This is a genomic window from Pseudomonas sp. X10 (assembly GCF_054889225.1).
On sequence record NZ_CM142677.1, the window covers coordinates 4,943,487 to 4,963,519 of the forward strand.

The following is a 20,033-nucleotide window of genomic DNA, read 5'->3' on the forward strand; positions in this document are numbered from 1 at the left end:
CTGCATTCCTCTTGGGTTACGCATCAGGCAGCGCCTGGAACGGGGTTTCCTTGTCGCTGCGCTCCTTGCGGCCGAGTGCGGCAATGCCGACCTTGAGGGCGAAGAACAGGATACTGAAGACCACCACCAGGAACAGGATGGTCAGGCCCGCGTTGGTATAGGCGTTGAAGATCACATGCTGCATCTGAGCGATGTCCTTGGCCGGGGCCAGGACCTGGCCAGCGTCCAGGGCCTCGCTGTACTTGTTGGCCAGGGCCAGGAAGCCCACCGCCGGGTTCGGATCGAACAGCTTGATCAGGCCTGCGGCAGTGGTGCAAATCAGCAGCCATACCGCCGGCAACAGGGTGACCCAGACGTAGCGCTGACGCTTCATCTTGATCAGCACCACGGTGCCGAGCATCAGGGCGATACCCGCCAGCATCTGGTTGGAGATACCGAACAGCGGCCAGAGGGTGTTGATACCGCCCAACGGATCGATCACGCCTTGGTACAGCAGGTAACCCCAGAGGGCCACGCAGCCGGCGGTGGCGAGCAGGTTGGCACCCCACGACTCGGTACGCTTGAGGGCTGGCACGAAGCTGCCCAGCAGGTCCTGCAGCATGAAACGCCCGGCACGGGTGCCGGCATCCACGGCGGTGAGGATGAACAGCGCCTCGAACAGGATCGCGAAGTGGTACCAGAAGGCCATGGTGTTTTCACCCGGCAACACCTGGTGAAGGATCTGCGCGATACCGACCGCCAGGGTCGGCGCCCCGCCGGCGCGGGCCAGCACGGTATGCTCGCCAATATCGCGGGCGACCGCCTCCAGTTGCTCAGGGGTGATCAGGAAGCCCCAGCTACTGACGGTCTGCGCCACCGACACCACGTCGGAGCCGACGACCGCGGCCGGGCTGTTCATGGCGAAGTACACGCCTGGCTCGATCACCGACGCGGCAACCATGGCCATGATGGCGACGAACGACTCCATCAGCATGCCGCCATAACCGATGTAGCGGGCGTTGACTTCGTTGTCCAGCAGCTTGGGCGTGGTCCCCGAAGAGATCAGCGCATGGAAGCCGGACACTGCGCCGCAGGCGATGGTGATGAACAGGAACGGGAACAGGGTGCCCTTCCACACGGGGCCGGTGCCGTCGGTGAACTGGGTCAGCGCCGGCATTTTCAGCTCGGGCGCGATGATCAGGATACCGATGGCCAGGCCGACGATGGTGCCGATCTTCAGGAAGGTCGAGAGGTAGTCACGCGGCGCCAGCACCAGCCATACCGGCAGCACGGCGGCGACGAAACCGTAGCCCACCAGCATCCAGGTGATCTGCACGCCGGTGAAGGTGAACGCCTGGCCCCAGACCGGATCGGCTGCCACCTGGCCCCCCAGCCAGATCGACAGCAACAGCAGGACCACGCCGATCAGCGAGATCTCGCCGATGCGCCCAGGGCGGATGTAGCGCATGTAGATGCCCATGAACATCGCGATCGGAATGGTCGCGATCACGGTGAACATGCCCCACGGACTCTCGGCCAGGGCCTTGACCACGATCAGCGCCAGCACCGCCAGGATGATGATCATGATCAGGAAGCAGCCGAACAAGGCGATAGTGCCCGGAATCCGGCCCATTTCCTCGCGCACCATGTCGCCCAGGGAGCGGCCGTTGCGCCGGGTGGACAGGAACAGGACCATGAAGTCCTGCACCGCACCGGCCAGCACCACGCCGGCGATCAGCCAGAGCGTGCCCGGCAGGTAGCCCATCTGCGCGGCGAGCACGGGACCGACCAGCGGGCCAGCGCCAGCGATGGCGGCGAAGTGGTGACCGAAGAGGATGTGCTTGTTGGTCGGCACGTAGTCCAGACCATCGTTGTTGAGCACCGCCGGCGTGGCCCGACGGGGGTCGAGTTGCATCACCTTGGTGGCGATGAACAGGCTGTAGTAACGGTAGGCAACCAGGTAGATGGCCACTGCTGCGACTACGATCCACAAGGCATTGATCGCCTCGCCGCGACGCAGGGCGACCACACCCAGCGCACAGGCCCCTATGATTGCCAGCGCGAGCCACGGAATGTGGCGCAGCAGGCTATTATTGTTGTTCATGGTTTACTTCCAGCTAGTGGATTGGAAAGACCGCCCATCGAGTCTAGGGCGAGTCTCTGCGCATTGCCATACTTGCTTTGGTCTAGAGCCTCCACAGCCCTTTTTGTCCGCGCCGGATGTACACACTTGTTGAACTATAGTCAGCATGTACTCCAGAGGGTTTATCCATGAGCGAACATGATGAACGTCGCCGCTTCCAGCGCATTGCCTTCGATGCGCCCACCGAGTTGCGCCAGGGTGACCGGCGCTGGCCGGTCAAGCTGCTCGACCTGTCGCTCAAGGGCATGCTGATCGAGCGCCCAGAGCCCTGGGACGCCGACCTGACCCAGGATTTCGAGGCCATCATCCACCTCAGCCCCCAGGCCAGGCTGCAGATGCAGGTGGAGCTGCGCCATGAAGAACCCGGCAAGCTCGGCTTCAGTTGCCTGCATATCGACCTCGACTCGATGAGCCATTTGCACCGTCTTGTGGAATTGAACCTGGCCGACAGCACCGAAATGATGCGCGAGCTGCGCGAACTCATCGAAGTTTGAAATCTCTTAGGCAGCTAACAACCTGACCACAATGTGTTTCTTGTCTACCCAGACAGCTTTCAAACGGCTGTCAGTGAATTTGTACACACCCCTCTAGCGCAGCCTCTTAAGAGTTGGAACGTAACCTGCATCCAGGAAGAACGCGACTTGGAGGCACACCTGTTCGCGCTCAAATCAAAATATTGTATACAATTCTTATGGCAATTCTTTGTCTGATTTGTCTACAGTAGTGCCACAACAATAAACAGAGAGCCTGCTCCATGACTACGTCCCCTAGCACGCCTTCAGTCCAGCGTCCCGAAGACGAGAACCTGGGCCTTGGCGCCAACCTGGCTTATGGCCTGCAGCATGTTCTGACAATGTACGGAGGGATCGTCGCCGTCCCCCTGATCTTGGGCCAGGCCGCCGGCCTGAGCTCGGCCGACATTGGCCTGCTGATCGCCGCCTCGCTGTTCGCCGGCGGCCTGGCCACGCTGCTGCAAACGCTCGGTCTGCCGTTCTTCGGCTGCCAATTACCGTTGGTGCAGGGCGTTTCTTTTGCCGGGGTGGCGACCATGGGCGCGATCATCAGCAGCGAGGGCGGCGGCGGCTTGCCTAGCGTGCTGGGGGCGGTCATGGCGGCATCGCTGATCGGCTTCCTGATCACGCCGGTGTTCTCACGCATCACCAAGTTCTTCCCGCCACTGGTGACCGGTATCGTCATCACCACCATCGGCCTGACCCTCATGCCTGTCGCCGCGCGCTGGGTCATGGGCGGCAACAGCCAGGCAGCGGACTTCGGCAGCATGGCCAACATCGGCCTGGCCGCCATGACCTTCGGCATCGTCCTGCTGCTGAGCAAGCTGGGCAGCGCCAGCATCTCGCGCCTGTCGATCCTCCTGGCCATGATCATCGGTACCTTGATCGCCTGGTCCCTGGGGATGACCGACTTCAGCAAGGTCACCGAGGGCCCTCTGCTGGCCTTCCCAACCCCGTTCCACTTCGGCATGCCGACCTTCCACATCGCCGCGATCCTGTCCATGTGCATCGTGATCATGGTGACCTTGGTGGAAACCTCAGCCGACATCCTCGCCGTGGGTGAGATCATCGACACCAAGGTCGACTCCAAGCGTCTGGGCAATGGCCTGCGCGCCGACATGGCCTCGAGCGTCCTGGCACCGATCTTCGGCTCCTTCACCCAGAGCGCCTTCGCCCAGAACGTCGGCCTGGTGGCCGTGACCGGGGTCAAGAGCCGCTATGTGGTGGCCACTGGCGGGGTGATTCTGGTAGTGCTCGGCCTGCTGCCGATCATGGGCCGGGTGATTGCCGCCGTACCGCCATCGGTGCTCGGTGGCGCAGGCATCGTGCTGTTCGGCACCGTGGCCGCCAGTGGCATCCGTACCCTGTCGAAGGTGGAATACAAGAACAACATGAACCTGATCATCGTCGCCGCCTCCCTGGGCTTCGGCATGATCCCGATCGCCGCACCGAACTTCTACCATCACTTCCCGGACTGGTTCGAGACCATTTTCCACTCCGGCATCAGCTCGGCAGCGATCATGGCCATCGTCCTGAACCTGGCGTTCAACCACTTCAAGGCAGGCAACTCGGACCAGCAGTCGGTGTTCGCCGCAGGCTACGAGCGCACCATCAACTACTCGGACCTCTCCGCCCTGCGTGATGGCGACTACTTCAAGGATGGCAAGCTGTTCGATGCCGAGGGCAAGGAAATCCCGATACTCGATGAATCCGGACACAATCCGCCGGCCAAGCAGCAACCCATAGCTGCCGAACACTGACCCATCCCGCCTTGACTGGCCAGGGCCGATGCACATGCATCGGCCCTTTTGCTTGCGGGACTATTCGAACAGGGCGTCCAGTGCCTGCTCCAGCCGGGTCACCGCGATCACCTGCAAGCCCGCCGGGGCCTCCTTCGGCGCATTGCCCTTGGGCACGATGGCACGCTTGAAGCCATGCTTGGCCGCCTCCTTCAGGCGCTCCTGGCCACTGGGCACCGGGCGCACCTCGCCCGACAAGCCGATCTCGCCGAACACCAGCAGGCCATGGGCCAACGGCCGGTTGCGCAGGCTGGACATCACCGCCGCCATCAGCGCCAGGTCCGAGGCGGTCTCCAGTACCTTGACCCCGCCGACCACATTGAGGAACACATCCTGGTCATGGGTGGGAATGCCACCATGCCGGTGCAGTACCGCCAGCAGCATGGCCAGGCGGTTCTGGTCCAGGCCGAGGGTGACCCGCCGGGGGTTGGACAGGTGGCTGTCATCGACCAGCGCCTGCACCTCTACCAGCATTGGCCGGGTGCCTTCCCAGGTGGCCATGACCACGCTGCCCGGGACTTCCTCCTGGGCGCGGTTGAGGAAGATCGCCGAAGGGTTGGAGACCTCCTTGAGACCACGGTCCGTCATGCCGAACACACCCAGCTCGTTGACCGCGCCGAAGCGGTTCTTCACAGCCCGCAGCAGGCGCAGGCGACCATCGGACTCACCTTCGAAATACAACACGGTGTCGACCATGTGCTCCAGCACGCGCGGGCCGGCCAGGGCGCCCTCCTTGGTGACATGGCCGACCAGGAAGATCGCCGTGCCACTTTGCTTGGCATAGCGCACCAGCAAGGCTGCGCTCTCGCGCACCTGCGCCACCCCGCCGGGGGCCGATTGCAGTTGCTCGGTGAAGATGGTCTGGATCGAGTCGATCACCATGACCCGGGGCTTTTCAAGGCGCGCCGTGGCGATGATCGCCTCGATGCAGGTCTCGGTCATGACTCGCAGTTGCTCCTGGGGCAAGCCCAGGCGCCGCGAACGCATGGCCACCTGTTGCTGGGACTCCTCACCGGTGACGTACAACGCCGGCATGCGCCCGGCGATATTGCACAGGGTCTGCAGAAGGATGGTCGACTTGCCGATCCCCGGGTCGCCACCGATCAGCACCACCGAGCCATCGACCAGGCCGCCGCCCAGCACCCGGTCCAGCTCCGCACTGCCGGTGCTGAAGCGCGGGATCTCCTCGACACTGACCTCGGCCAGGGTCTTGATCTGGGCCTGCTGCCCTGCCCAGCCGGTACGCCCGCTGGGGGCCGCCGCCGCACCGCTTTCAAGCAGGGTTTCCACCAGTGTGTTCCAGGCGCCGCATTCGCCGCATTGCCCGGCCCATTTGGGAAAGGTCGCGCCGCACTCGGTGCAGCCATACAAGCGCTTGGCCTTGGCCATGGGGCAGTCTCCTGGAAAAAACCGCCATGATAGCCGACTGCAACGTGCCTCGAACGTTGTCAGAGACGACAAAACTATTCGATATAACTGCAGTCTGTAGCAGCAGCGCAGCGCATGAAGCGCTTAGCTGATTTACACTGCACCAAACCATCCTCATTTGTTACAAGGAATAAACCATGAGCGTGCTCAGTGAGTTCAAGGCCTTCGCGGTCAAGGGAAATGTCGTGGACATGGCCGTCGGTATCATTATCGGCGCGGCCTTCGGCAAGATCGTTTCATCCTTCGTCGGAGACGTGGTCATGCCGCCACTGGGTCTGCTGATCGGGGGGGTGGATTTCAGCGACCTGGCCATCACCCTCAAGGCAGCCGAAGGAGACATACCCGCCGTGGTCCTGGCCTACGGCAAGTTCATCCAGACCGTTATCGACTTCTTGATCATCGCTTTCGCCATCTTCATGGGCATCAAGGTGATCAACCGCCTCAAGCGCGAGGAAGCCGCCGAGCCGAGCGAGCCACCGGTGCCGACCCCGGAAGAAACCCTGCTGACCGAGATCCGCGACCTGCTCAAGGACCAGAACCAGCAGCGCCAGCCCTGACCCCGCGTGACAACACGGCGCCTCCAGGGCGCCGTTCATGCCTTACCAGTAGTTTTCCACCGCCACCTGCCCGGGCCGCCGGCTCAGGCTCAATTGCAGGTCTCGTTGCTTGAGGGCCTTGCGCGTCTCATCGATCATCTGCGGGTTGCCGCAGAGCATCACTCGCGAATGCTCTGGTGTCAGCTCAAGGCCCGCAGCCCTTTCCAGCTCGCCATTCTCGATCAACGTGGTGATCCGCGCGTTCAGTGCTCCCGGATGCGCCTCACGGGTGACCACGGGAATGAACTGCAGCTTGCCCGCGTATTCGGCCAGGTAGTCGCGCTGTTCCAGCCCGGCGATCACGTCCAGGTAGGCCAGCTCCTTCGCTTCGCGCACCGAATACACCAACTTGATCTTCTCGAAACGCTCCCAGGCCTCGAAGTCCTGGAGGATCGACATGAAAGGCGCAATGCCCGTGCCGGTCGCCAGCAGCCAGAGGTCGCGGCCCCCGACAAAACGGTCAAGGGTGAGATAGCCGAATGCCTGGCGGTCAATCAACAGGCTGTCGCCCTCGCCCAGGCGGCTCAGCTCACTGGTGAACTCGCCACCCGGCACCACGATGGAAAAGAAGTCCAGGTACTCATCATGGGGCGCGGAGACCATCGAATAGGCACGCCATACCACGCTGCCGTCGGCTTTGTTCACCCCCAGGCGGGCAAACTGCCCGGCACGAAAACGGAACCCCGTGTCCCGGGTTGTGCGCAGGCTGAACAGGCTCGGCGTCAACGGTTGCACATTGAGCAGGGTCTGGCGGGTGAACTTGTCGGCGCTGGCGGTCATGGGATACTCCATCGATCAGATAGCCAAGTGTCGCGCAAAGCCCCAGTAATAAACACCGCTGGATTGTAGGGCCAGGTGGCACAGGGACTATTGGACAACAGGAAAACCTAATAGATCGGTTGGCATCTATAGCAAAAAGACCCAACGAGCTTTTAGGTCATTTCCTACACTTGCTTGCGTCAAAGTCAAAGTTGGATCCATTAATCAGGGAGTGACAGCAATGCCACACTGGAAGACTGAGCAATTGCAGTGCCTGATGGCCGAGCGCCATCCGGAGCGTCTGTTCAACTGCGCAGTCTCCCTGGCCCAACAGTTGGACATGGAGTACCTCGGTCTTTCCTTGCATATCCAGGTCGCAGCGCATGGGCCACGGGTAATTCTCTACAACAACTACCCAACTGCCTGGAACGACCGCTACAACAGCCAGAACTTTATCAAGATCGACCCGCTCAATGCCGTTTGCCACCGCTCCACACAAGCCGTGTTGTGGCACGACGAGCTGTTCCGCGAGGTACCTCACTTTCGAGAGGAGGCCGTTGGCTACGGACTTCGCCACGGCTGGACACAATCGGTCCACGACCTGCGTCATAACGAGAGCCAGTTGAGTGTCGCCCGCCCTGCCGGGGAAGTGGGCATAGGCGAGTTCTATGAAAAATCCGCGCAAACCCTCTGGCTCTGCAATACGCTGCATACCGTGATCTGTGAGCATCATCTGACGCAGCTCAATCCCACCCCGCATTTCAGCGACCGAGAGATGGAAGTACTGAAATGGTCCGCGGCCGGCAAGACCGCTTCGGATATCGCCTGCATCCTGTCGCTGTCGACCAGCACCGTGAACTTCCATATCCGCAACCTGATCAACAAGACCAATGCCGCCAACAAGGCCGGTGCCATCGCCATTGCCGCCATGCACGGCCTGCTCTGACCTTCGAAATCTCGCGCCCCGCACAAAGCCCTGTAGAATTGCGCCTTTCAGTCCGCCGTTTCCTGTGGTGGGCGTTTCTGCACCTGAGCCGACACCATGCCCCTGCTGACCAGTCCCTTCGCCGACCTCGACCTTATCCGCCAGCCGGAGCAGGCCAATGACCCCCTGCAAGCATTCGACGCCGCCGACCAGTACCTACTGGAACACCTGGTCGCACAGGCGCCGGCTGCCGACTGCAAGGTACTGGTGCTCAACGACAGCTTCGGTGCCCTGGCCATCAGCCTGGCCGGTCATCTGGAAGTTATCAGCAGCGGCGACTCGCACCTGGCACGCCTGGCCCTGGAAAAAAACCTGATACGCAACGGCCGGCCCTATGACAGCGTTCCCTTCGTCCCTGCCAACCAGGCTTGGCAGGGAACGTTCGAGCGAGTGCTGGTGCGCGTGCCGAAGACCCTGGCACTGCTCGAGGAGCAACTGATCCGTCTGCAAGCCCACCTGGCGCCAGGCGCCCAAGTGATTGCCGGGGCGATGATCAAACACCTGCCACGCGCCGCTGGCGACCTGCTGGAGAAGTACATCGGCCCGGTCCAGGCGTCCCTGGCCCAGAAAAAGGCCCGCCTGCTGACCGCGACCTTCGCTGGACGCCCCCAAGCCCACTCGCCCTACCCTAGCCGCTACCGCTTGGATGCTCCGCCGCTGGAGCTGCTGAACCACGCCAACGTGTTCTGCCGCGAAGGCCTGGATATCGGCACCCGCGCCTTCCTGCCGCACCTACCGCGCGACCTGGGGCGAGCCCGTGTCGCCGACCTGGGTTGCGGCAACGGCATCCTGGCCATCGCCAACGCCCTGGCCAACCCCGAGGCGCACTACACCCTGGTCGACGAGTCGTACATGGCGGTGCAGTCGGCGAAGGAGAACTGGCAGGCCGCGCTGGGCGAACGTGAAGCCTGTATCGAAGCGGCCGATGGACTCGCCAGCCAGGACAAGCAATCGCTGGATGTCGTGCTGTGCAATCCGCCGTTCCACCAACAGCAGGTGGTCGGCGACTTCCTTGCCTGGCGCATGTTCCAGCAGGCCCGTGAAGCCTTGGTGGTCGGTGGCGCGCTGTATATCGTCGGCAACCGCCACCTGGGCTACCACAGCAAACTGGCCCGGCTGTTCCGGGGCGTCGAACAAGTGGCGGCCACGCCGAAGTTCGTGGTGCTCAAGGCGCGCAAGTAGCCTATGGCGCGCAGCGGCGGCCTGGCTTGCCAATAAATAGGGCGCTCAACGAGCGCCCAGGCCGATCCCCCTGCTCAGTGCGTGGTCAAACCCGCCGCGCTCATGAACAAACGCATCAGCCAAGCCACGACCGCTAGGGCCGCGACGCTGGCGCCCCAGATCAGCACCAGCCAGCCCAGGCGCTGCCACAGCGGCTTCTTATCCTGCTCGATGCCGTCTTTGCCAGTCATGATCCGGCCCTCCTAGTGGTAGCCGTCCTCGTGGGTCACCTTGCCGCGGAACACGTAGTAGCTCCAGAAGGTGTATCCCAGGATGAATGGAATGATGAATAGCGTGCCCACCAGCATGAAACCCTGGCTTTGCGGCGGGGCCGCAGCGTCCCAGATCGAGATCGAGGGAGGGATGATGTTCGGCCAAAGGCTGATGCCCAGGCCGCTGTAGCCAAGGAAGATCAGCACCAAGGTCAGCAGGAAGGGGGTGTAATGGGCGTTGCGGGCCACCGCACGCAGCAAGCCGTAGAAGGTGACCAACACCAGGATGGGCACCGGCATGAACCAGATCAGGTTCGGCAGGCTGAACCAGCGCTCGGCGATGTTCGGATAGGCCAGCGGCGTCCACACGCTGACGATGCCGATCACCGCCAGCAGAACCAAAGCCAGAGGACGCGCCAGGTCATGCATCTGCTGCTGCAACCTGCCTTCTGTCTTCATGATCAGCCAGGTACAACCGAGCAGGGTGTAGGCGACGATCAGGCCGAGCCCCGAGAACAGGCTGAACGGCGTTAGCCAATCCAGGGAGCCGCCAGCGTAGTTGCGATCGACCACCTTGAAACCCTCGATGAAGGCGCCCAAGGCCACGCCTTGGAAGAAGGTGGCGACCAGCGAGCCGCCGATGAAGGCCTTGTCCCAGATGTGGCGCTTGTCAGCGGTGGCCTTGAAGCGGAACTCGAAAGCCACGCCACGGAAGATCAGGCCAACCAGCATCAGGATCAACGGCAGGTACAGGGCCGACAGCACCACCGCATAAGCCAGCGGGAAGGCGCCGAAAAGCGCCGCTCCGCCAAGCACCAGCCAGGTCTCGTTGCCGTCCCAGACCGGTGCGACGGTGTTCATCATCACATCACGGTCCTGCTTGCCCTTGACGAAAGGGAAGAGCATGCCGATGCCCAGGTCAAAACCATCCATGACCACGTACATCATCACCCCGAAGATGATGATCACGGCCCAGATCAGTGAAAGATCGATACCCATGACTCAGTTCCCCTTGCTCAGGCTGGCAGGCTCGCCTTCGTGGCCATCATCGTCGGCGGCAGACAATGGCCGCGCCGGCGTGCGTTTCTGGCCAGGGCCACCCGGATTGTGCTCGTCGCCCTCGCCGGTTTTCGGCCCCTTGCGCACCAGGCGCAGCATGTAGCCCAGGCCAGTGCCGAACAGCGCGAAGTAGACCACCACGAAGATCACCAGGGTCAGGCCAAGCTGCGTGTAGCTGTGGTTGGAAACACCATCGGCGGTGCGCATCAGGCCGTAGACCACCCACGGCTGGCGACCGATCTCGGTGGTGAACCAACCGGCGAGGATGGCGATCAGACCGGACGGCCCCATCCACAGCGTCAGATAGAGGAAGGGGCGCGAGCTGTACAACCGATCGCCCTTGCGCAGCAACAAGCTCCACAGACCAACGAAGATCATCAGCAGGCCGAGGCCGACCATGACCCGGAACGACCAGAACACGATGGTCGAGTTGGGCCGGTCTTCAGGCGCGAACTCCTTCATCGCCGGCACTTGCTTGTCCAGGCTGTGGGTCAGGATCAGGCTACCCAGGGCCGGGATCTCGACCTTGAAGCGCGTGGTCTCGGCCTTCATGTCGGGAATACCGAAAAGGATCAGCGGGGTCGGCTCACCGGGCAGGTTCTCCCAGTGCCCTTCGATCGCGGCGATCTTCACCGGCTGGTGTTTGAGGGTATTCAGGCCATGAAAGTCGCCGATCACCGCCTGGATCGGGGCGACGATCAGGGCCATCCACATGGCCATGGACAGCATCTTGCGGATCGCCGGATTGTCGCGCCCACGCAGCAGGTGCCAGGCCGCCGAGGCGCCGACGAAGAACGCGGTGGCGACGAAGGCGGCAGTGGCCATGTGCATCAGGCGATAGGGGAAGGACGGGTTGAAGATCACCGCCAGCCAGTCGACCGGAATCACCCGACCATCGACGATCTCGTAGCCTTGCGGGGTCTGCATCCAGCTATTGGAAGCGAGGATCCAGAAGGTCGAGACCAGGGTCCCGAGCGCCACCATGAGCGTCGAGAAAAAGTGCAGGCCACGACCGACGCGGTTCCAGCCAAACAGCATGACGCCGAGGAAACCGGCCTCGAGGAAGAAGGCGGTCAACACCTCGTAGGTCAGCAAGGGCCCGGTGACGGCCCCGGCAAAATCGGAGAAGCGACTCCAGTTGGTGCCGAACTGGTAGGCCATGACCAGACCCGAGACAACCCCCATGCCGAAGTTGACGGCGAAGATCTTCGACCAGAAGTGGTAGAGGTCACGGTAGACGTTGTTGCCGGTCTTCAGCCATAAGCCTTCGAGGACCGCCAGGTAGCTCGCCAGGCCGATGGTGATGGCCGGGAACAGGATGTGAAAGGACACGGTAAATGCGAACTGAATTCGGGCGAGATCAAGAGCCTCTAATCCGAACATAGTGCTTCCTCTGTCAGGTGATCCAGCACCAGGCATCAGGCCTCGGCGCCCACTGCCCCCACGGTTATCGAGTACGGCGACTTGGAATTGTTCTGTTGAATCGCAGGGAATCCGGCCCAAGGGCCAACCGTTGCAACTGGAACTATTGATCCAGGTCAACGATTGCTGGAAAGCATAGTCCTGAATAGCCCACCCAGTTGTGTGGTTGATTGCCGCGTGACCGGTTGACTCACCCCTCTTTACGTAAATATGAAAAAGTGCGCTGATCGCCCACGGGCCGCGTTTCTTGCAACCTAATGTTACAAAGTGATGATAATCTGCAGCGCCTCTCCCCCGCCGAGGCCCTGCTCACCGATGTCCGATCCCGCCCCTCAGTTGTTGCGCAAGCACCGTCCCTTCCTTGCGTTCTGGCTGGCCCGCGTCTTCACCGCCAGCGGTTTCCAAATGCTCACCGTGGCCATCGGCTGGCACCTCTACCAGTTGACCGGCAATGTGCTGGACTTGGGCCTGGTCGGCCTGGTCGAGTTCGCCCCGCGGGTGCTGTTCATGCTCCACACAGGCCACGTCGCCGACCGTTATGACCGCCGCCGCGTGGCCGCCCTGTGCCAGAGCCTGCAGGCGCTGATCGCGCTGGCGCTGGCAGTGGGCAGCGCCAGCGACAATGTCAGCCGCGAGATGATCTTCATTCTTGCCTTCCTGCTCGGCGCCACCCGCTCCTTCGAGATGCCGGCAACCCAGGCCCTGCTGCCCAACATCGTGCCGCCAGGTTTGTTCCCGCGCGCAGTGGCGGCGTCGGCCTCGGCGACACAGTCGGCAACCATCGTCGCGCCGGCGGTGGGCGGCTTTCTCTATGCCTTCGGTAGCCTCTGGGTGTATGGCCCTACCGTAGTCCTGTACGTCATCGCCTGCGTCCTGACCCTGAGCCTGGATGCCCGCCAACAGGTGGTCCAGCGCGGCCGCGCCAGCCTGGAGTCACTGCTGGCCGGCATCCGCTTCATCCGCAGCCGCCCAGACATCCTCGGTGCGATTTCCCTGGACCTGTTCGCCGTCCTGCTCGGTGGCGCCACAGCCCTGCTGCCAGTGTTCGCCAAGGACATTCTGCTTACCGGCCCCTGGGGCCTGGGCCTGCTGCGTTCGGCACCGGCGGTCGGCGCCCTGCTGATGTCGCTGTGGCTGGCGCGCTTCCCGGTGGAACGCAAGGTCGGACGGGTGATGTTCACCGCCGTCGGTGTGTTCGGCGTGGCCACCATCGCTTTCGGCATTTCCACCTCGTTCTGGTTCTCCCTGGCGGTGCTGGTGGTGCTCGGCGCGGCGGATATGATCAGCATGGTCATCCGCAGCGCCTTCGTGCAGTTAGAGACACCGGATGAGATGCGCGGACGGGTGAGCGCGGTCAACGGGCTGTTCATCGGCGCCTCGAACCAGCTCGGCGAGTTCGAGTCGGGCGTGACCGCGCACTGGTTTGGCACAGTCCCGGCGGTAGTGCTCGGGGGTGTGGGCACGCTGGTGGTGACCGGGGTGTGGATAAGGCTGTTCCCGACCTTGGCGCAGCGGGACCATATGCACCAGCGCTGAAACCGCGGGCTGCCACAGGTACTGCGCCGACCAGACGCCCTGCGATAGGCCCCCGCCAATCATGCTGGTATGATGCGCGGCTTTTTTCTACCCCATGCAAAATCACGGCACCCGGTACGGTCTGTGCTTTGCTGATGGGGTCGATACATTCACGGCGCCGGGAGCGCCACAGGGAGCAGGCATGCTGGAAAGGCTGTTTCAACTGAAAGCACACAACACCAATGTGCGTACCGAGATTCTCGCGGGCGTCACCACCTTCCTGGCCATGGCCTACATTCTGTTCGTCAACCCGAGCATCCTCGGCGAAACCGGCATGGACAAAGGCGCGATCTTCGTCGCCACCTGCCTGGCCGCCGCCATCGGCTCGGCGACCATGGGCCTGATCGCCAACTACCCGATCGCCCTGGCACCGGGCATGGGCCTGAACGCCTTCTTTACCTACACCGTGGTCCTGCACATGGGCCACACCTGGCAAGTAGCGCTAGGTGCAGTGTTCATCTCGGCGGTGCTGTTCTTCCTGCTGTCGATCTTTCGCATCCGCGAGTGGATCGTCAACAGCATCCCTCTGCCGCTGCGCTCGGCCATCGCCGCCGGCATCGGCCTGTTCCTGGCGCTGATCGCCCTGAACAACGCCGGCATCGTCGTCGACAACCCGGCCACCCTGGTAGGCCTGGGCGACCTCAAGCATCCAGCGCCCATCCTCGCCACCCTCGGTTTCTTTCTCATCGTTGCCCTGGAGTCGCTGAAAGTGCGCGGGGCAGTGCTGATCGGCATCCTCGCCGTGACCCTGGTGTCGATCCTGCTGGGCGTCACGCCGTTTGGCGGCGTGGTGTCGATGCCACCGTCACTGGCACCGACCTTCCTGCAACTGGACATCAAGGGCGCCCTGGATGTCGGCCTGGTCAGCGTGATCTTCGCCTTCCTGTTCGTCGACCTGTTCGACAACTCCGGCACCCTGATCGCCGTCGCCAAGCGCGCCGGCCTGATGCGCAAGGACGGCCACATGCCGAAGATGGGCCGCGCCCTGATCGCTGACAGTACCGCCGCCATGGCCGGCTCCTTGCTCGGCACCTCGACCACCACCAGCTACATTGAATCGGCAGCAGGCGTGAGCGCCGGCGGGCGTACCGGCCTGACCGCCATCGTGGTCGCCGTATTGTTCCTCCTGGCGTTGTTCTTCGCCCCGCTCGCCGGCAGCGTGCCCGCCTTCGCCACTGCTCCGGCGCTGCTGTTCGTCGCAGTGCTGATGGCCTCGGGCCTGGCGGAAATAAACTGGGACGATGTCACCGAAGCCGCGCCAGTGGTAGTCACCACCCTGGCCATGCCACTGACTTACTCGATCGCCAACGGCATCGCCTTCGGCTTCATCACCTGGACCGCCATCAAGCTGATCTCCGGCCGCTATCGCGACCTCAATTCGGCGTTAGTGGTCCTCTCCATCCTGTTCGTCATCAAGCTGGGCTGGTTCAACGCATGAGTGCTGCCTACGACCCTTCGAGTTACTCCGAGCAATTGGCCGCCAAGGTCGCCCGCCTGCGCGAACTGCTGGCGCCTTTCGCCGCTCCGGAGCCCGCCGTCTTCGACTCGCCGCGTGAGCACTACCGGCTGCGCGCCGAGTTCCGCCTGTGGCGGGAAAACGAAGAGCGCCACTATGCGATGTTCGCACCGGGCGAGAAATACACGCCGATCCTGATCGACGACTTCCCCATTGCCAGCCGTCAGATCAACGACCTGATGCCACGCCTCAAGGCCGCCTGGCAGGCCAGCCAGGCGCTGAGTTTCAAGCTGTTCCAGGTGGAGTTCCTCACCACCCTGGCCGGTGACGCCATGATCACCCTGTGCTACCACCGTCCTCTGGACGAGGCCTGGGAAGCCGCCGCCCAGCAATTGGCCGCCGAGCTGGGCGTGAGCATCATCGGCCGGTCGAAAGGCAAACGCCTGGTGATCGGCCGCGACTATGCCGTCGAGGAACTGGAGGTAGCTGGGCGTACCTTCCGCTACCGCCAGCCCGAAGGCGCGTTCACCCAGCCCAATGGCACGGTCAACCAGAAAATGCTCGGCTGGGCCTATGACGCCCTTGGCCAACGTGAAGACGACCTGCTCGAGCTGTACTGCGGCAACGGCAATTTCACCCTGCCCCTGGCCACCCGGGTACGCAAGGTGCTGGCCACCGAGATCAGCAAGACCTCGGTCAATGCCGCCCTGCACAACCTGGATGAAAACGGCGTGGACAACGTGCGCTTGGTGCGCCTGTCGGCCGAGGAGCTGACCGAAGCGCTCAACGAAGTGCGTCCGTTCCGCCGCCTGGAGGGGATCGACCTGAAGAGCTACGACTTCGGCAGCGTCTTCGTCGACCCACCGCGTGCCGGCATGGACCCGGACACCTGCGAGCTGACCCGGCGCTTCGAGCGCATCCTGTACATTTCCTGCAACCCGGAAACCCTGGCGGCCAACATCGCGCAACTACAGGATACCCACCGCATCGAACGGTGCGCGCTGTTCGACCAGTTCCCCTACACCCATCACATGGAAAGCGGGGTGCTGCTGGTTCGGCGTTGATCCTCCCGCCAAGACATCGCACAAGGGGGCAAGAGCCGCGTCAGCTGGCGATGGGCCTATCAGGCGAAGCATCGCCAGCTAACGCTGGCTCCTGCCTTGCTCCTACCCTCCTGCACCACACCTCAACAACGGCACCCACTGCTCATCATCGCTCAACGCCCCGTGGTGCCCGCGCCACTGGCTGGCGTGCTTCTCCACCTGGCTGCGGATGATCCCGCCCGCCCCCACTGGCATCACGATCAAATCACCGATACAAGCCTCCGCCTGGCTCAACATCACATCGCCGAACAGGCCAGCGGCAATCGCCTGCCCCTTGCTCAGCACTCGGTAGCCATCACCCAGATGGTTCTGCCAACGCGCATGGACCCGGTCCAGCGCGCCGTCCACATAGAGGTAGCGCGCGCGGACCTCACCGGCCATGGCGCGCACCCCGTCCTGGAGCACCGGGTCGAGATCGAAGTCGCACACCTGTGCGCTGTCCAGGGCCAGCATGCCGTGGTCGGCGGTGATCAGTAGCGTCGCCTCTTCGGGCAGACCGTCGGCAATGGCACGGGCCAGTTTGTCCGCCTCGGACAATTGCGCCAGCCAGGCTTCGGAACCAGGACCGAACAGATGGCCGGCAAAGTCCAGGTCAGCGAAATAGGCAAAGCAGAAGGCCGCCCGTGGTTGCGCCAGAGCTTGGCGTACAAGGGCCGGATAAGCGTCATAGTCAGGCGCCGGCAGGATGGCGCCGGCCTTGTAGATAGCACGGGTGAAAGCCGAGTCGGCATAGCGCGCCAGCATCACCGTGCTCACCCCGATCCCCTGCTCCACGGCCTCGCTCCAGGCGTCCCGGGGCACGATGAAGCGCTCGGGTTCGGGGGCCGGGGCCGGAAGTGCGCCAGTCTGCAGCGGTGTGGTGGTCCAGGTCAGTGGTGAGAGCAAGGTCGCACTGTCCACGGCGAAGCTGCACCCGACGATACCGTGGGCACCGCACCCCAGCCCGGAACTGATCGAAGCCAGGCTACTGGCGGTGGTGGCCGGGAAGCCGACCTGGAACCGCCCTTGGGGTTGCAGCAGCGAAGCCAGGAAAGGCGCATGGCGGGCATGCTCCTGCAGCAGCGTCCAGCCCAATCCATCGATCAACAACAGACAGGTGGCCTGGGCGCGGTCGAACTGGAAGCTGTTGCGAAAGCCTTGCCCACCCAGCGCCGAGAAAATCGACTGGGTCAGGTTGGCCAGCCCTGGCCAGTGCCTGCCCAGCCCTTGCAAGCCATTGTGCGGCGTTGCCATGTGGTGGCTCCACGTTCAGTGACAGAACCACAAGGTTTAGCACAGCTTGATGACTCGCCGCGCAATAGCGTCAGAAGTCGAAGAACACCGTCTCGCCTTCGCCCTGGATACGGATGTCGAAGCGGTAGGCGGTCTTGCCATCCACCTCGCAGCGTTTGGCTACCAGGGTTTCGCGGCGCGGCGGCTGCTCGATCAGGTTGAGCACTGGGCACTTGGCGTTCGCCTCGGCCTCGTCATCGAAGTACAGGCGGGTATGCAAATGGATGTTGATACCACGGGCGAACAGGCTGACGTTGATGTGCGGTGCCATCGGCACACCGGCTGCATTGCACACCGCGCCCGGCTTGACCGTGTGCAAGGTCCACTCGCCGGCATCGAAGGTCGTCGCCGTACGGCCGAAGCTGTTGAACGGCTTCTCCAGGTTGAAGTCGTCGTGGTACTGGCCAGCCGAATCGGCTTGCCAGAACTCCAGGAAAGAGTCGCGTACCAGGTGTCCATTGCCGTCATAGACATGGCCAAGCAACAGGATGTGCTCACCTGGTGCGCCGTCGCGCGCCATACGGTTCCAGATCTCCTGGTCGCGTGTCGGGTTGCCGGCCGCTTCGAGGGCCAGGCCGATGTGCACGTATGGGCCAGCGGTCTGCGAAGGGGTTTCCGGCAGCAGTTCGATAGGCATGGCAAGCCTCCTCAGCAGTTTTCGAAATGGGTTTTGCGCTGGCCGCGCAGGACGATGTCGAAGCGATAGGCCAGGCAGTCCATCGGGTTGGCGTTGCTCATGTCCAGCTTGGCGATCAGACGCTGCACCGCGTCCGGATTGGCGATCGACTTGACGATGGGGCACAGCGGGATCAGCGGGTCGCCTTCGAAATACAGCTGTGTGATCAGGCGCGTAGCGATCGACGGACCGCTGACCGAAACGTGGATATGCGCCGGGCGCCAGTCGTTCGGCCCATTGCGCCAGGGGTAAGGCCCCGGTTTGATGGTGCGAAAGCTGTAATAGCCCTGGCTATCGGTCAGGCAACGGCCGACGCCGCCGAAGTTCGGGTCCAGCGGGGCCAGGTAGCGGTCGTTCTTGTGCCGGTAGCGACCACCGGCGTTGGCCTGCCACATTTCCACCAGGGTGTTGGGCACCGGCTGGCCATATTGGTCGCACACCCGTCCGGCAACGATGATGCGCTCCCCGATCGGCAGGCCCCCATTGTTGAAATTGAGCAGCAGGTCGTTGTCGTGGGGACCGAAACCCAAGTGGGAAAAGTCAGGGCCGGTGCTCTCGCTGATCGACTGCGGGATACTCACCAGGGCTTGGCGGGGCGAGCGGGCCACGGAAGTCTTGTAGTCAGGGGTGAAGGCCTTGGGGTGCCAGTTGCGATCACGGATCACGAAGCGGCTGGTGTCCTGGGCGGGCATGCCGTTCTCCTCTCTTGGAATTATGGGTGCGCCTGGGCGTGGCAGGCGAGCTTGCAGTTTCAGGCATGCGTCACCCCATGAACATTGAAAACACAAGCACGCAACATAACCATTTGGTTATGGATTGAGAGATCGACTGACAGGCCAGGGCGCCCTGGACTAATCTTTGTCTCCATGTTTCCAGGCTCGGAGAGCACTCATGCAATGGCGAAAAGGCAGGCGTAGCGACAATGTGGTCGATGCCCGGGGCGGGGGTGGCGGCGGCATGCGCTTCGGCGGCGGCAAGGGCCTGGGCATCGGCGCCATCCTGCTGATTGTCGGTATCGGTTGGTTGACCGGCCAGGACCCGCTACAGATCCTCGGCCAGCTCGCCGGGCAGATGGAACAACAGGCCGCCCCCACCAGCACCGGCAGCAAGGCGCCGCCGGCCAACGACGAGCAGGCCGAATTCGTCGCCTCCATCCTCGGCGACACCGAAGATACCTGGAAGGCGCTGTTCGCCCAGGCCGGACGCCAGTACCGCGACCCGACCCTGGTGCTGTTCAGCGGCCAGGTCAATTCCGCCTGCGGCTTCGCCTCTTCGGCTGTCGGCCCCTTCTACTGCCCGGCCGACCAGAAGGTCTACCTGGACATGGCCTTCTTCCGAGAGATGGAACAGCGCTTCGCCGCCGCTGGCGACTTCGCCCAGGCCTATGTGATCGCCCACGAAGTCGGCCATCACGTGCAGACCCTGCTCGGTGTCTCGGCCCAGGTCCAGGCCGCTCGCCAACGCGGGCAACGCATGGAGGGCGACAATGGCTTGCTGGTCCGCCAGGAACTGCAGGCCGACTGCCTGGCCGGCGTCTGGGCCTACCAGGCGCAGAAGCGCCTGAACTGGCTGGAACCCGGCGACGTCGAGGAAGCCCTCAATGCCGCCAACGCCATCGGCGACGACCGCCTGCAGCAACAGGGCCAGGGCCGTGTGGTGCCGGACTCCTTCACCCATGGCACCTCGGCACAACGGGTGCGCTGGTTCAAGACCGGCTTTGCCAGTGGCGAGATCAACCAATGCGACACCTTCAACGCACGTAACCTCTAATCGCGCATCGCGGGGCAAGCCGGGGCGCCGAACAGGCCTGCCCCGCGGTGCTTGCCTGCCCCAAAC

General features: G+C 63.1%; 18 protein-coding genes. 9 read left to right on the top strand and 9 right to left on the bottom strand.

Annotation, left to right across the window (positions count from 1 at the left end):
* Window positions 1–16 precede the first annotated feature (16 nt).
* Window positions 17–2,083, bottom strand: a complete 2,067-nt coding sequence (locus ACYU03_RS22535; protein ID WP_461886825.1) for a carbon starvation CstA family protein — start codon at window positions 2,081–2,083, stop codon at window positions 17–19.
* Window positions 2,084–2,250: 167 nt separating this feature from the next.
* Here ACYU03_RS22535 and ACYU03_RS22540 point away from each other — a divergent pair, with 167 nt between their 5' ends.
* Window positions 2,251–2,616: a PilZ domain-containing protein gene (locus tag ACYU03_RS22540; protein WP_461886826.1), complete on the top strand. Its 366-nt coding sequence runs from the start codon at window positions 2,251–2,253 to the stop codon at window positions 2,614–2,616.
* 260 nt (window positions 2,617–2,876) lie between these two features.
* Entirely contained in the window at window positions 2,877–4,394 is a 1,518-nt protein-coding gene (locus ACYU03_RS22545) for a nucleobase:cation symporter-2 family protein (protein ID WP_461886827.1), read from the top strand.
* Window positions 4,395–4,454: 60 nt separating this feature from the next.
* On the opposite strand, the gene radA is transcribed toward ACYU03_RS22545, so the two are convergent.
* Window positions 4,455–5,822 (bottom strand): DNA repair protein RadA, encoded by a 1,368-nt coding sequence (radA, locus tag ACYU03_RS22550; protein WP_461886828.1) that lies wholly within the window; start codon window positions 5,820–5,822, stop codon window positions 4,455–4,457.
* Window positions 5,823–5,998: 176 nt separating this feature from the next.
* Here radA and mscL point away from each other — a divergent pair, with 176 nt between their 5' ends.
* Window positions 5,999–6,418: a large-conductance mechanosensitive channel protein MscL gene (gene mscL / locus ACYU03_RS22555; protein ID WP_461886829.1), complete on the top strand. Its 420-nt coding sequence runs from the start codon at window positions 5,999–6,001 to the stop codon at window positions 6,416–6,418.
* 42 nt (window positions 6,419–6,460) lie between these two features.
* Here the strand turns inward: mscL and ACYU03_RS22560 are convergent, their stop codons facing one another.
* Window positions 6,461–7,237 carry a ferredoxin--NADP reductase gene (locus tag ACYU03_RS22560; RefSeq protein WP_461886830.1) on the bottom strand — a complete coding sequence of 259 codons (777 nt, stop codon included), beginning with the start codon at window positions 7,235–7,237 and terminating at the stop codon, window positions 6,461–6,463.
* A gap of 220 nt (window positions 7,238–7,457) precedes the next feature.
* Here ACYU03_RS22560 and ACYU03_RS22565 point away from each other — a divergent pair, with 220 nt between their 5' ends.
* Window positions 7,458–8,162: an autoinducer binding domain-containing protein gene (locus ACYU03_RS22565; RefSeq protein WP_461886831.1), complete on the top strand. Its 705-nt coding sequence runs from the start codon at window positions 7,458–7,460 to the stop codon at window positions 8,160–8,162.
* A 96-nt stretch (window positions 8,163–8,258) separates the two neighbouring features.
* A complete protein-coding gene (locus ACYU03_RS22570; RefSeq protein WP_461886832.1) occupies window positions 8,259–9,383 on the top strand; it encodes a methyltransferase in 1,125 nt (374 codons plus the stop codon).
* A 74-nt stretch (window positions 9,384–9,457) separates the two neighbouring features.
* Here ACYU03_RS22570 and ACYU03_RS22575 read toward each other — a convergent pair whose 3' ends face one another.
* The 3 genes from ACYU03_RS22575 to ACYU03_RS22585 are packed head-to-tail and all read right to left on the bottom strand — an operon-like array spanning window position 9,458 to window position 12,076.
* Window positions 9,458–9,616 (bottom strand): DUF2474 domain-containing protein, encoded by a 159-nt coding sequence (locus tag ACYU03_RS22575; protein ID WP_461891529.1) that lies wholly within the window; start codon window positions 9,614–9,616, stop codon window positions 9,458–9,460.
* A 9-nt stretch (window positions 9,617–9,625) separates the two neighbouring features.
* Window positions 9,626–10,633, bottom strand: a complete 1,008-nt coding sequence (gene cydB / locus ACYU03_RS22580; RefSeq protein ID WP_461886833.1) for a cytochrome d ubiquinol oxidase subunit II — start codon at window positions 10,631–10,633, stop codon at window positions 9,626–9,628.
* 3 nt (window positions 10,634–10,636) lie between these two features.
* Window positions 10,637–12,076, bottom strand: coding sequence for a cytochrome ubiquinol oxidase subunit I (locus tag ACYU03_RS22585; RefSeq protein ID WP_461886834.1), 1,440 nt, complete (start codon window positions 12,074–12,076; stop codon window positions 10,637–10,639).
* A gap of 354 nt (window positions 12,077–12,430) precedes the next feature.
* Between ACYU03_RS22585 and ACYU03_RS22590 the strand changes: the two genes are divergently transcribed.
* The 3 genes from ACYU03_RS22590 (at window position 12,431) to trmA (ending at window position 16,210) form a co-directional block, all read left to right on the top strand.
* Window positions 12,431–13,651: an MFS transporter gene (locus tag ACYU03_RS22590; RefSeq protein ID WP_461886835.1), complete on the top strand. Its 1,221-nt coding sequence runs from the start codon at window positions 12,431–12,433 to the stop codon at window positions 13,649–13,651.
* 181 nt (window positions 13,652–13,832) lie between these two features.
* Entirely contained in the window at window positions 13,833–15,128 is a 1,296-nt protein-coding gene (locus ACYU03_RS22595) for an NCS2 family permease (RefSeq protein WP_461886836.1), read from the top strand.
* On the top strand, window positions 15,125–16,210 hold the full coding sequence (gene trmA / locus ACYU03_RS22600; protein WP_461886837.1) for a tRNA (uridine(54)-C5)-methyltransferase TrmA: 1,086 nt from the start codon (window positions 15,125–15,127) through the stop codon (window positions 16,208–16,210). Before ACYU03_RS22595 ends, trmA begins: the two co-directional genes overlap by 4 nt.
* A 102-nt stretch (window positions 16,211–16,312) precedes the next feature.
* Here trmA and ACYU03_RS22605 read toward each other — a convergent pair whose 3' ends face one another.
* From ACYU03_RS22605 to pcaH, 3 genes are all read right to left on the bottom strand, one after another.
* Window positions 16,313–17,482: an alkaline phosphatase family protein gene (locus tag ACYU03_RS22605; protein ID WP_461886838.1), complete on the bottom strand. Its 1,170-nt coding sequence runs from the start codon at window positions 17,480–17,482 to the stop codon at window positions 16,313–16,315.
* A gap of 70 nt (window positions 17,483–17,552) precedes the next feature.
* Entirely contained in the window at window positions 17,553–18,158 is a 606-nt protein-coding gene (gene pcaG / locus ACYU03_RS22610; protein WP_461886839.1) for a protocatechuate 3,4-dioxygenase subunit alpha, read from the bottom strand.
* Between the two features lie 11 nt (window positions 18,159–18,169).
* Window positions 18,170–18,889 (bottom strand): protocatechuate 3,4-dioxygenase subunit beta, encoded by a 720-nt coding sequence (pcaH, locus tag ACYU03_RS22615; protein ID WP_461886840.1) that lies wholly within the window; start codon window positions 18,887–18,889, stop codon window positions 18,170–18,172.
* A 199-nt stretch (window positions 18,890–19,088) separates the two neighbouring features.
* On the opposite strand from pcaH, the gene ypfJ reads away from it, so the two are divergent.
* On the top strand, window positions 19,089–19,967 hold the full coding sequence (gene ypfJ / locus ACYU03_RS22620; protein WP_461886841.1) for a KPN_02809 family neutral zinc metallopeptidase: 879 nt from the start codon (window positions 19,089–19,091) through the stop codon (window positions 19,965–19,967).
* The last annotated feature ends 66 nt before the right edge of the window (window positions 19,968–20,033 follow it).

What these genes read in the sequence shown, in the direction of transcription:
- ACYU03_RS22545 (WP_461886827.1), top strand. Translation starts at nt 2,877, where the DNA reads ATGACTACGTCCCCTAGCACGCCTTCAGTCCAGCGTCCCGAAGACGAG.
- pcaH (WP_461886840.1), bottom strand. Translation starts at nt 18,889, where the DNA reads ATGCCCGCCCAGGACACCAGCCGCTTCGTGATCCGTGATCGCAACTGG.
- mscL (WP_461886829.1), top strand. Translation starts at nt 5,999, where the DNA reads ATGAGCGTGCTCAGTGAGTTCAAGGCCTTCGCGGTCAAGGGAAATGTC.
- cydB (WP_461886833.1), bottom strand. Translation starts at nt 10,633, where the DNA reads ATGGGTATCGATCTTTCACTGATCTGGGCCGTGATCATCATCTTCGGG.
- ACYU03_RS22565 (WP_461886831.1), top strand. Translation starts at nt 7,458, where the DNA reads ATGCCACACTGGAAGACTGAGCAATTGCAGTGCCTGATGGCCGAGCGC.
- ACYU03_RS22605 (WP_461886838.1), bottom strand. Translation starts at nt 17,482, where the DNA reads ATGGCAACGCCGCACAATGGCTTGCAAGGGCTGGGCAGGCACTGGCCA.
- ACYU03_RS22570 (WP_461886832.1), top strand. Translation starts at nt 8,259, where the DNA reads ATGCCCCTGCTGACCAGTCCCTTCGCCGACCTCGACCTTATCCGCCAG.
- trmA (WP_461886837.1), top strand. Translation starts at nt 15,125, where the DNA reads ATGAGTGCTGCCTACGACCCTTCGAGTTACTCCGAGCAATTGGCCGCC.
- ACYU03_RS22540 (WP_461886826.1), top strand. Translation starts at nt 2,251, where the DNA reads ATGAGCGAACATGATGAACGTCGCCGCTTCCAGCGCATTGCCTTCGAT.
- ACYU03_RS22585 (WP_461886834.1), bottom strand. Translation starts at nt 12,076, where the DNA reads ATGTTCGGATTAGAGGCTCTTGATCTCGCCCGAATTCAGTTCGCATTT.
- ACYU03_RS22560 (WP_461886830.1), bottom strand. Translation starts at nt 7,237, where the DNA reads ATGACCGCCAGCGCCGACAAGTTCACCCGCCAGACCCTGCTCAATGTG.
- radA (WP_461886828.1), bottom strand. Translation starts at nt 5,822, where the DNA reads ATGGCCAAGGCCAAGCGCTTGTATGGCTGCACCGAGTGCGGCGCGACC.
- pcaG (WP_461886839.1), bottom strand. Translation starts at nt 18,158, where the DNA reads ATGCCTATCGAACTGCTGCCGGAAACCCCTTCGCAGACCGCTGGCCCA.
- ypfJ (WP_461886841.1), top strand. Translation starts at nt 19,089, where the DNA reads ATGCAATGGCGAAAAGGCAGGCGTAGCGACAATGTGGTCGATGCCCGG.
- ACYU03_RS22595 (WP_461886836.1), top strand. Translation starts at nt 13,833, where the DNA reads ATGCTGGAAAGGCTGTTTCAACTGAAAGCACACAACACCAATGTGCGT.
- ACYU03_RS22535 (WP_461886825.1), bottom strand. Translation starts at nt 2,083, where the DNA reads ATGAACAACAATAATAGCCTGCTGCGCCACATTCCGTGGCTCGCGCTG.
- ACYU03_RS22590 (WP_461886835.1), top strand. Translation starts at nt 12,431, where the DNA reads ATGTCCGATCCCGCCCCTCAGTTGTTGCGCAAGCACCGTCCCTTCCTT.